Below are 9,109 nucleotides of genomic sequence, written 5' to 3' on the forward strand. Positions count from 1 at the left end.
CGTCAGACGGGAATTGGGGCGCGCGCGCGAACCATGCGCAAGCGATCACCATGCCGGGGAACGGGCGGGAGAGCGGGCATCGCGTGCGTGGTTGTGGCATATCGGGGGATTCGGTGGCCCGAATTGTACGCCGCCGCAGACAAATTTGCGCGGTTGCAGCGTCGCCAAGCTTTCATCTAATGAAATGTTTTTGCAAGACGGACGCGTCGCGCGCCTGCAACGTCTTGATGCAGCGCGACAATTTATATCACAATGCGATATAATCTGCGCCTTCCTTGCGCTGCGTCATCCGCGTCGTCATTTTTACCGCTTATCGTCCATGTCGTCAGGCTCCTCCCCGTCGCGCCGCACATTCCGCCAATGGCTGCACAGCTTCATTCCCCATCCGATGACGCTCGGCTGGCGCGAGCGCATGCGCTCGTGCACGGGCGCGCTCGTCGGCATCGCGACGGTCGGCGTCACGATGCGGCTGCTGCCCGGCGTGCCGGGCCTCGTGCCGCTGCTCGTCGCGCCGATGGGGGCGTCGGCGGTGCTGCTGTTCGCGGTGCCCGCGAGTCCGCTCGCGCAACCGTGGTCGATCATCGGCGGCAATCTGGTGGCGGCGACCGTCGGCGTCGCATGCGCGCAGTCGATCGCCGATCCGATCACGGCCGCCGCGGTTGCGGTCGCCCTCGCGATCGGCGGCATGTTCGTCCTGCGCTGCGTGCACCCGCCGTCGGGCGCGGTCGCGCTGACGGCCGTGCTCGGCGGCCCCGCGATCCGCTCGCTCGGCTTCGGCTTCGTGGTCGAGCCGATCGCGCTGCAATCGGCGATCCTGCTGTCGGCCGCGCTCGTGTACCACGCGCTGACAGGCCACCGCTATCCGCACGGCGGCGTGCGTCCCGACGCGAAGCCGCAAGGCAGCCGCGCCGCGCCGGCACGCGGCGGCTTCACACGCGCCGATCTCGACGCCGTGTTGAAACGCCGCGGCGAATGGCTCGACGTCGATCCGGACGACCTCGAAATGCTGCTGCGAGAAACCGAGATGCAGGCGTATGCGCGCACGTTCAGCCAGCTCACGTGCGCCGACCTGATGACGAAGAACGCGATCGAAGTCGCCCCGTCGACGTCGTTAGCGGCTGCGCTGACACTGCTCGATCGCCATCGCGTGAAGGCACTGCCCGTCGTGGACGGCGACGATCGCCTGATCGGCATCGTCACGCGCGCCGACCTCACGCGCCAGTTGCGCCGCCCCGCTCCGCTGTGGCAGCAACTGGCAGCGCGGCTGCCGCAGTCGTTCGGCGGCCAGCCGCCCAGCGTCGCGACAGTGATGACCCGCGACGTCGCGTCCGTGCCGCAGACCATGCCAATCACCGCGCTGGTGCCGCTGTTTACACATTCGGGCCACCACCACATCCCGGTCGTCGACGCATCGCGACGGCTCGTCGGCATCATTACGCAGACGGATCTCGTCACGGGCCTGTACCGGCAGACGCGGATGCTCGAGGCCGCGTAACGCCGACGAAAAACGAAATGTGCTCCATTCCGCTGAAAATCGTCCATTTATATCATATTGTGATATATTTCACATTGCTGAAACTCCTGCCCGACCGACCGCAATGACCGATACCCGACGCTCACTGACCAAAGCCGATTTCCAGCAACTGTCCGAGTTCCGCTACCAGATGCGTCGCTTCGAGCGCTTCTCCGAACGCGCCGCGCAAAGCGAAGGCGTGACGCCGCTGCAGTATCTGCTGCTGCTGCACATCAAGGGCTACCCGCATCGCGAATGGGCCACCATCGGCGAACTCGCCGAACGCCTGCAGGCGCAGCATCACGGCGTCGTCGCGCTGGTGACGCGCTGCGAGGCGCTCGGGCTCGTGAAGCGCAAGACGAGCGAAGCGGACCGCCGGCAGGTCGAGGTCCACCTCGAGGAAGCCGGCGAAACGCTGCTCGCCCGCCTCGCGGCCATGCACCGCACGGAACTGAAATCGCTCAAGGGCACGTTCCAGGTTCCGCAGATCGATTATTGACCCAGGCTTGACCAACCTTTCCCTGCTCCGATGAACGCACCACACAAACGCGATTTCTCGACCAACGAACGCCTGCCCAGAATAGCATTGCTGGCTGCCGGGATCGGCGTGCTCAGCACGCTGGCGGCGTTCGTGCTGTTGAGCCTGATCCACCTGTTCACGAACCTGTTCTTCTTCCAGCAGTTCTCGTTCGCCGACCGCTCGCCCGCCCACAACACGCTCGGCGCGTGGGTGATCATCGTGCCGGTGATCGGCGGGCTGATCGTCGGGTTGATGGCGCGTTTCGGTTCGGAGAAGATCCGCGGCCACGGCATTCCCGAAGCGATCGAGGCGATCCTGTTCGGCAAGAGCCGCATGTCGCCGAAGGTTGCGATCCTCAAGCCGCTGTCGTCCGGCGTCGTGATCGGAAGCGGCGGCCCGTTCGGTGCCGAGGGCCCGATCATCATGACGGGCGGCGCGCTCGGCTCGCTGATCGCGCAATGCGTGCACGTGACCGCAGCCGAGCGCAAGACGCTGCTCGTCGCGGGCGCGGCCGCCGGCATGACCGCCGTGTTCGGCACGCCGGTCGCCGCCGTGCTGCTCGCGGTCGAACTACTGCTGTTCGAATGGCGTCCGCGCAGTTTCCTGCCGGTCGCGCTCGCGTGCGCGGTGGCCGGTTTCGCCCGCGCCGTGTTCTTCGGTGTCGGCCCGCTGTTTCCGCTGGCCACCGCATCGCCGACGCCCGTCGCGCTGCTGTCGTGCATCGTCGCGGGCCTGCTGTCGGGCATGCTCGCATGCGGCCTGTCGGCCGCGCTGTACCGCATCGAAGACGCCTTCGCAAAGCTGCCCGTGCACTGGATGTGGTGGCCGGCGCTCGGCGCGATCGTGATCGGCATCGGCGGCTGGCTCGAGCCGCGCGCGCTCGGCGTGGGCTACGACGTGATCGGCGACCTGCTGCACCAGCACATCGCGCTGAAGATCGCGCTCGCGCTGCTGATCGTGAAGGCCGTGATGTGGGTGATCGCGCTCGGCTCCGGCACGTCGGGAGGCGTGCTGGCCCCGCTGCTGATGCTCGGCGCCGGCCTCGGCACCGTGCTGTCGCCGGTGCTGCCCGGCGGCGATCCGGCGCTCTGGCCGCTCGTCTGCATGGCCGCGACGCTCGGCGCCACCCTCGGCGCGCCGCTGACCGCGATCGTGTTCGCGTTCGGCCTCACGCACGACGCGAACGCACTGCTGCCGCTGCTCGCCGCGACGCTCGTCGCGCACGGCTTCGCGACCGTCGTGATGAAGCGTTCGATCATGACGGAAAAGATCGCGCGCCGCGGGTATCACATCTACCGCGAATACGGCGTCGATCCGCTCGAACGCCATGACGTGGCCGAAGTGATGACCTCGGCCGACGCGCTCGTCACGATCGACGGCGCCGCGACGCTGGACGCGGTCGAGTCGCAGTACTTCGGCGTGAAGCAGACGCACCGTGCATACCCGGTCGTGCAGAAGGGCCGCCTGCTCGGCGTCGTCGATCGCGCGACGCTCGACGCGCAGCGCGCGCAGGCCGGCCCCGGCGCCGTGCTCGCGAATGCGTTCGCCGATCATGTGCCGGCGGTCGCGCAGGCGCACGAAACGTGCCGCGTGGTCGCCTCGCGGCTCGCGATGCTCGGCCTTGAACGCCTGCCTGTCGTCGACGATCCGCAATCGCTGCGCATCATCGGCATCGTCTCGCGCAGCGACTTGATCAAGCCCGCGCTCCAGCACTTCGACGACGAACAGAAGCGCGAACGCTTCCGTCCGGTCGTACCCGTCAACCTGCGCGACGCAGGTGTACGCAAGGCCGGCTGATACGCACCGCGCGCGCCGCCGTGTCCGGCGTTTAAACTTCCTTGACAATCGATCGGACGAAAGTTTGTCATCATGGTACTCATGCGACGGGGCCATCATTCAGCCGTTCCACATCGTCATCCAATAAAGAAGCGTCGCGGCGCGACATGCAGACACATGCAGCACGCCGCGGCCGTCAATCCGCCACACGTCAGGGCAGCGAGCCGACATCACGACGCATGACGTCGCTGTCGCGTCTCCACACGGACCGCGCACGACGCATGCCGCCGCGCGACAGAACGCATTGCATCCGGATTGCCGTTTGGCAAGCGCGTTTACAACTTGTTTCGGAATCGCCGGAACCGCATTCGTCCGATGCAATCTCACAGGCACGCAGTTCTGCTGCGCATCCCACTCAATCAATCACGACTCGAGGGAGATAAAACGTGAACGTGAAATACTTACCGCTCATCGCATTGACCGTGGCAATTTCTGCTCACGCGGCCGATCCGGCCGTGCAGAACGTGGGACAAAGCCAGAAGGCCGCCCCGGACGTCTCGGCGTGCATCGCCAAGACCTGGGCCGACAAGTCGCAACAGCAGGTGATCTCGCAGAACGTGCTCGCCAACGGGCTCGCGACCGATGTCTACGCACCGGGCCAGCAACCGCCGAACGGCGCGGCCGCGATGGTTCGCCCATCGTCGAAGCCGGGCGCGACGACGTGGGTCGGCGTGCGCGGCGACGCGGCTGCCGCCGGCGACATCAGCGCCTGCCTGTAAGCACCGCGCCGGACGGCGTTGCGCCGTCCGCATGCGACAAGCCCCGCTTCGGCGGGGCTTTTTTGTTTTGGCGCACGGGCCGCGCGCACGCGCGGCAACCGTGCTTGCGCGCTTACAGGTAGCTGCAGACGTAGTCGAGCGTCTCGAGCACTTCGATGTCGAAGCGGCTCTTGCCCGGCACCGAGAACGATTCGCCGGCGCCGTAGGTCTGCCACTCGCTGCTGCCGTCGAGCTTCACGCGGCACTTGCCGGCCTGCACTTCCATCAATTCGGGCGCGTCCGTGCCGAAGTTGAGCGCGCACGGCAGGATCACGCCGAGCGTCTTGCGCGTGCCGTCCGGGAAGAGCACGGTATGCGACACGCACTTGCCGTCGAAATAGACGTTCGCGCGCTTGACGACCGATACGTTGTCGAATTGGGTTGCACTGGTCATGTGATGCCTCTGATTGCTGGATGCCGGATGGCGATGTTGTTGGAGGCCGGCCGGAGCGGCGGGCCGGCCGCTATGATACCGGCTCGCGGCGGGCGTGCCGCAAGCCGGGTCGATCGCAGGCGTGCGACCGATAATCAGGATCACTATTCGATGTCTTGTGTGGCCCGCATGGAGCAGCTCATCGGAGCCCCTTGCGTCGCGCGGAATCGCGCAGGCAGTCGAGCAGCATTGCCGCAGCCGGCGTGAGCGGACTGTCGCGGCGCGTGACGACCTGCACGGACACGCCGGGCAGCCGCTCGCGGATGGGCAGCACCGCGAGCTGGTCGCGCGCCCACTCCCCTTGCAGCAGTTGTTCGGGCATCGACGCGATCAGGTCGCAGCCCGTCATCAGGCTGTGCGCGAGGCCGAAGCTCGGGCATTCGACGACCCGCTGCGGCACCGGCAGCCCGTAGGCGATGAACGTGTTGAACAGCACCTGGGTCGAGCTTTCCGGCGACGGATTCATCAGCCAGTCGGCCTCGACGAGATCGGCGAGCGACGTAGCCGACGCGAGCGGATGCCCCTTGCGCGCGACGATCAATGATCGGCTCGCATAGAGTTCCGCGTGATCGAACTCGGCCGCCAGCAGTTCGGGCACGACGACGGCCACCGCGAAATCGAGGGAGCCGTCGTGCAGCCGCGGCAGCGCGACGCCCGGAAACCCTTCGATCAGATTGACGCGCGCGACCGGAAAGCGCCGCCGGAACGCGCGAAACGCGTCGGGCAGGATCGTCACCGCGGCGGCCGGCGTGATCGCCGCCGCGACCGCGCCCGTCATCGCGCCCTGCGCCTGCTCGATGTCGTCGCGCGCACGCTGCATCTCGGCGACGATCAGCCGCGCGCGCACCTGCAACTGCTGACCAAACGCCGTGAGCTGCACGCCGCGCGCGGTGCGCACGACGAGCGACACGCCGAGCGCGATCTCCAGTTCCTTGACCGCCTTCGTCAACGCCGCCGGCGACACGTTCAGGCGCCGCGCGGCCGCGCGGATGCTCCCTTCGTCCGCGACGGTGACGAACGCTTTCAACTGATGGTATTTCATGGCGGCATGCGTGATTCGTGGAAACCCTGTGCAGCGCGCCGCATGCAGGCTCAGGGTATTCCCGAGCGGCAACCGGTGGTGTGCACCAAAGCAATTTAGCAGCTTCTGGTGCGCAAAAGAAATTTATATCCTTTACCGTCATATGCGCGTCAGACGTCCACCGGCCCCACAGGAGACACCATGCTGCAAGCCGCGAACCCCGTCATCCCCGGCGTCGCCGCGATCGCCCCAGACCTCATCGAAGTGCGCCGCCGCATCCATGCGCATCCGGAACTCGCGTTCGAGGAAACGCTGACGAGCGATCTCGTCGCGGAACTGCTCACCGGCTGGGGCTACGAAGTGCATCGCGGCATCGGCAAGACGGGCGTCGTCGGCGTGCTGCGCGAAGGACAAGGCACGCGCACCGTCGGCCTGCGCGCCGACATGGACGCGCTGCCGCTCGCCGAGGCCACCGGCCTGCCCTACGCGAGCCGCCATGCGAACAAGATGCATGCCTGCGGCCACGACGGCCACACCGCGATGCTGCTGTGCGCGGCACGGCACCTGGCCGCGACGCGCCAGTTCTCAGGCACGCTGAACCTGATCTTCCAGCCAGCCGAGGAAAACTTCGGTGGCGCGAAATCGATGATGGACGACGGCCTGTTCGACCGCTTCCCGTGCGACGCGATCTTCGCGATCCACAACATGCCGGGCCGCGCCGCCGGCGACATGGCATTCCGCACCGGCGCCGCGATGGCGTCGGCCGACCGCGTGACGATCACGCTGCGCGGCGTCGGCGGTCATGGCGCGATGCCGCACTTCGCACGCGATCCGATGTCGGCCGCGGGCAGCATCATGGTCGCGCTGCAGACGATCGTCGCGCGCGAGGTCGATGCGCAGCATGCGGCCGTGATCACGGTCGGCAGCGTGCAGGCCGGCGAGACCTTCAACATCATTCCCGAAACCGTCGTGATGAAGCTGTCGGTGCGCGCACTGAACGCCGACGTGCGCGCGCTGCTCGCCCGCCGCATCGAAGCGCTCGCGAAGGGGCAGGCGGAAAGCTTCGGTGTCACCGCGGAAGTGGATTACGACTACGGCTACCCGGTGCTCGTCAACCACCCCGAACCCACCGCGTTCGCGGCCGACATCGCACGCCGGATGCTCGGCGCCGAGCGTGTCGAGACCGAGGCCGCGCCGCTGATGGGCAGCGAGGACTTCGCGTTCATGCTCGAGGCGCGCCCCGGCTGCTATGCGTTCATCGGCAACGGGATCGGCAGCAAGGGGGGCTGCATGGTGCACAACCCCGGCTACGACTTCAACGACGACATCCTCGCGATCGGCGCGAGCTACTGGGTCCGCGTCGCCGAAGCTTGGCTCGCGGCCTGACGGCCCTTCATCACGCAGTTCCGTGCTTTAGCAGGGGAACCCCATGGAAACGTCCGCCCTTCCGTTCGCCGGCTCGCCGGCCGATGCCCGCGCCGCCGCGAAGAAACGCCGCCTGATCGCGGCCGCCGCGGTCGGCAACGCGCTCGAGTTCTACGACTTCACGGTCTACAGCTTCTTCGCGATCCTGATCGGCAAGCTGTTCTTTCCGGTCCACTCGTCGTTCGGGCAGCTGATGCTCGCGGTCGCGAGCTTCGGCGTCGGCTTCGTCACACGTCCGCTCGGCGGCCTCGTGATCGGCATGTATGCCGACCGCGCCGGCCGCAAGAAGGCGATGATCCTGACGCTCTTGCTGATGGCGCTCGGCACCGCGACGATCGCGGTCGCGCCGACCTTCGCGCAGATCGGCATCGCCGCGCCGCTGCTGCTCGTGCTCGCACGCCTGCTGCAGGGGTTCGCGTCGGGCGGTGAAGTCGGCGCGTCGACGACGCTGCTGCTCGAACAGGCGCCGCAGCATCGTCGCGGCTTCTACGCGTCGTTCCAGTTCTCGAGCCAGGGGCTCGCCGCGCTCGCCGGGGCGCTCACCGGCGTCGCGCTCACGTCGACGCTCAATGCCGCGCAGCTCGAAAGCTGGGGCTGGCGCGTGCCGTTCATCATCGGCACGCTGTTCGTGCCGTTCGGCTACTGGCTGCGCAAGACAGTCGAGGAAGTGCCGGCTGCCGCACCCGCCGCCGCGCATGACGAGCCGGTCGCGTCACTGCCGCTCGCCGACGTGCTGCGCCATCACGGCAAGGCTGTGTTCGCGGGCCTCGGCGTGACGATCGGCGGCACGTCGATCCACTACATCATCGTGTTCTACATGGCGATCTACGGCGTGCAGGTGCTGCACCTGCCGACCTGGCTGTCGATGACGGCAGGCTGCGTCGCCGGCGCAATCCTGATGCTCGTGACGCCGATCGGCGGCCACCTGTCCGACGTCTACGGGCGCAACCGAATCGTGTGGTGGACGCGCATCGTGCTGATGGCCGCGATCTACCCGGCATTCATCGCGCTGAACCGCTGGCCGGGCGCCGCGTCGCTGCTGTCGATCATCGCCGCGCTGTCGATCGTGCATGCGATCAACATCGGCGCGACCGGCGCGATGCTCGGCGAGCTGTTCCCGCGTGCGGTCCGGGCGACCGGCGGTGCGCTCGTCTACAGCGTCGGCGTCGCGATCTTCGGCGGCTTCGCGCAGTTCTTCGTCACGTGGCTGATCGCAGCGACCGGCAATCCGAACGCGCCCGCGTGGTATGCGATCGGCTGTGGTGCGATGACGCTGCTCGCCATTCGTTGCATGGACGAAAAGGCCGGGAAGGCGCTCGATTAACCGACGGGCGATGCGCGGCACGTGCGCGGCCGCAACGTCGTCGATCCACCGACCCCGCCGGTTCCGGCGGGGTCTTTCCTTTGGTGTGGTCGACACTGCTCACATGAACCGGCAGTGCCAGGCGCCAGAGGACCGTCCGTCGCCATCAACGCAACAAGGCACGGGCCACCGTCGCCCGTGCCTTGTGCGCGCTACGCTCCGTTCAGAACGTATGCATCATCCCGACATACGCGCCCGTCTGCGACTCGCCCGTCATCGGGCTCGTGCCCGACGTCGCGT

8 protein-coding genes and 1 pseudogene are annotated in these 9,109 nt (G+C 67.3%); 6 read left to right on the forward strand and 3 right to left on the reverse strand.

From position 1 onward, the window contains the following. Nucleotides 1–319: 319 nt before the first annotated feature. The 4 genes from WS75_RS15110 to WS75_RS15125 all read left to right on the forward strand — a co-directional run bounded on the left by WS75_RS15110 (nucleotide 320) and on the right by WS75_RS15125 (nucleotide 4,588). Complete coding sequence (locus WS75_RS15110; RefSeq protein ID WP_059681206.1) at nucleotides 320–1,495, forward strand: HPP family protein; 1,176 nt, start codon at nucleotides 320–322, stop codon at nucleotides 1,493–1,495. A gap of 103 nt (nucleotides 1,496–1,598) precedes the next feature. Next, a complete protein-coding gene (locus WS75_RS15115) occupies nucleotides 1,599–2,012 on the forward strand; it encodes a MarR family winged helix-turn-helix transcriptional regulator (RefSeq protein WP_059607248.1) in 414 nt (137 codons plus the stop codon). A 30-nt stretch (nucleotides 2,013–2,042) separates the two neighbouring features. Further along, nucleotides 2,043–3,830 (forward strand): chloride channel protein, encoded by a 1,788-nt coding sequence (locus WS75_RS15120; RefSeq protein WP_059681207.1) that lies wholly within the window; start codon nucleotides 2,043–2,045, stop codon nucleotides 3,828–3,830. Between the two features lie 425 nt (nucleotides 3,831–4,255). Then, nucleotides 4,256–4,588, forward strand: a complete 333-nt coding sequence (locus WS75_RS15125) for a hypothetical protein (RefSeq protein WP_179948914.1) — start codon at nucleotides 4,256–4,258, stop codon at nucleotides 4,586–4,588. Nucleotides 4,589–4,700: 112 nt separating this feature from the next. Here WS75_RS15125 and ppnP read toward each other — a convergent pair whose 3' ends face one another. Both ppnP and WS75_RS15135 read right to left on the reverse strand, forming a co-directional pair. Next, nucleotides 4,701–5,021 (reverse strand): pyrimidine/purine nucleoside phosphorylase, encoded by a 321-nt coding sequence (gene ppnP, locus WS75_RS15130; protein ID WP_006478890.1) that lies wholly within the window; start codon nucleotides 5,019–5,021, stop codon nucleotides 4,701–4,703. Nucleotides 5,022–5,199: 178 nt separating this feature from the next. Then, the gene (locus WS75_RS15135; protein WP_059681208.1) at nucleotides 5,200–6,102 is read right to left on the reverse strand and encodes a LysR substrate-binding domain-containing protein; all 903 of its coding nucleotides are present in this window, start codon (nucleotides 6,100–6,102) and stop codon (nucleotides 5,200–5,202) included. A 180-nt stretch (nucleotides 6,103–6,282) separates the two neighbouring features. Between WS75_RS15135 and WS75_RS15140 the strand changes: the two genes are divergently transcribed. Further along, nucleotides 6,283–7,467, forward strand: coding sequence for a M20 aminoacylase family protein (locus tag WS75_RS15140; protein WP_156429789.1), 1,185 nt, complete (start codon nucleotides 6,283–6,285; stop codon nucleotides 7,465–7,467). 43 nt (nucleotides 7,468–7,510) lie between these two features. Then, nucleotides 7,511–8,830: an MFS transporter gene (locus WS75_RS15145; RefSeq protein ID WP_059681209.1), complete on the forward strand. Its 1,320-nt coding sequence runs from the start codon at nucleotides 7,511–7,513 to the stop codon at nucleotides 8,828–8,830. A 202-nt stretch (nucleotides 8,831–9,032) separates the two neighbouring features. On the opposite strand, the pseudogene WS75_RS32150 reads toward WS75_RS15145, so the two are convergent. After that, nucleotides 9,033–9,109: pseudogene (locus WS75_RS32150) on the reverse strand (porin); the annotation flags it as partial.

This window comes from Burkholderia sp. FL-7-2-10-S1-D7, from assembly GCF_001524185.1.
Taxonomy (GTDB): Bacteria; Pseudomonadota; Gammaproteobacteria; order Burkholderiales; family Burkholderiaceae; genus Burkholderia; species Burkholderia diffusa.

Coding starts and splice junctions, on each gene's coding strand:
- WS75_RS15110 (WP_059681206.1), top strand. CDS start 320: ATGTCGTCAGGCTCCTCCCCGTCGCGCCGCACATTCCGCCAATGGCTG.
- WS75_RS15115 (WP_059607248.1), top strand. CDS start 1,599: ATGACCGATACCCGACGCTCACTGACCAAAGCCGATTTCCAGCAACTG.
- WS75_RS15120 (WP_059681207.1), top strand. CDS start 2,043: ATGAACGCACCACACAAACGCGATTTCTCGACCAACGAACGCCTGCCC.
- ppnP (WP_006478890.1), bottom strand. CDS start 5,021: ATGACCAGTGCAACCCAATTCGACAACGTATCGGTCGTCAAGCGCGCG.
- WS75_RS15135 (WP_059681208.1), bottom strand. CDS start 6,102: ATGAAATACCATCAGTTGAAAGCGTTCGTCACCGTCGCGGACGAAGGG.
- WS75_RS15140 (WP_156429789.1), top strand. CDS start 6,283: ATGCTGCAAGCCGCGAACCCCGTCATCCCCGGCGTCGCCGCGATCGCC.
- WS75_RS15145 (WP_059681209.1), top strand. CDS start 7,511: ATGGAAACGTCCGCCCTTCCGTTCGCCGGCTCGCCGGCCGATGCCCGC.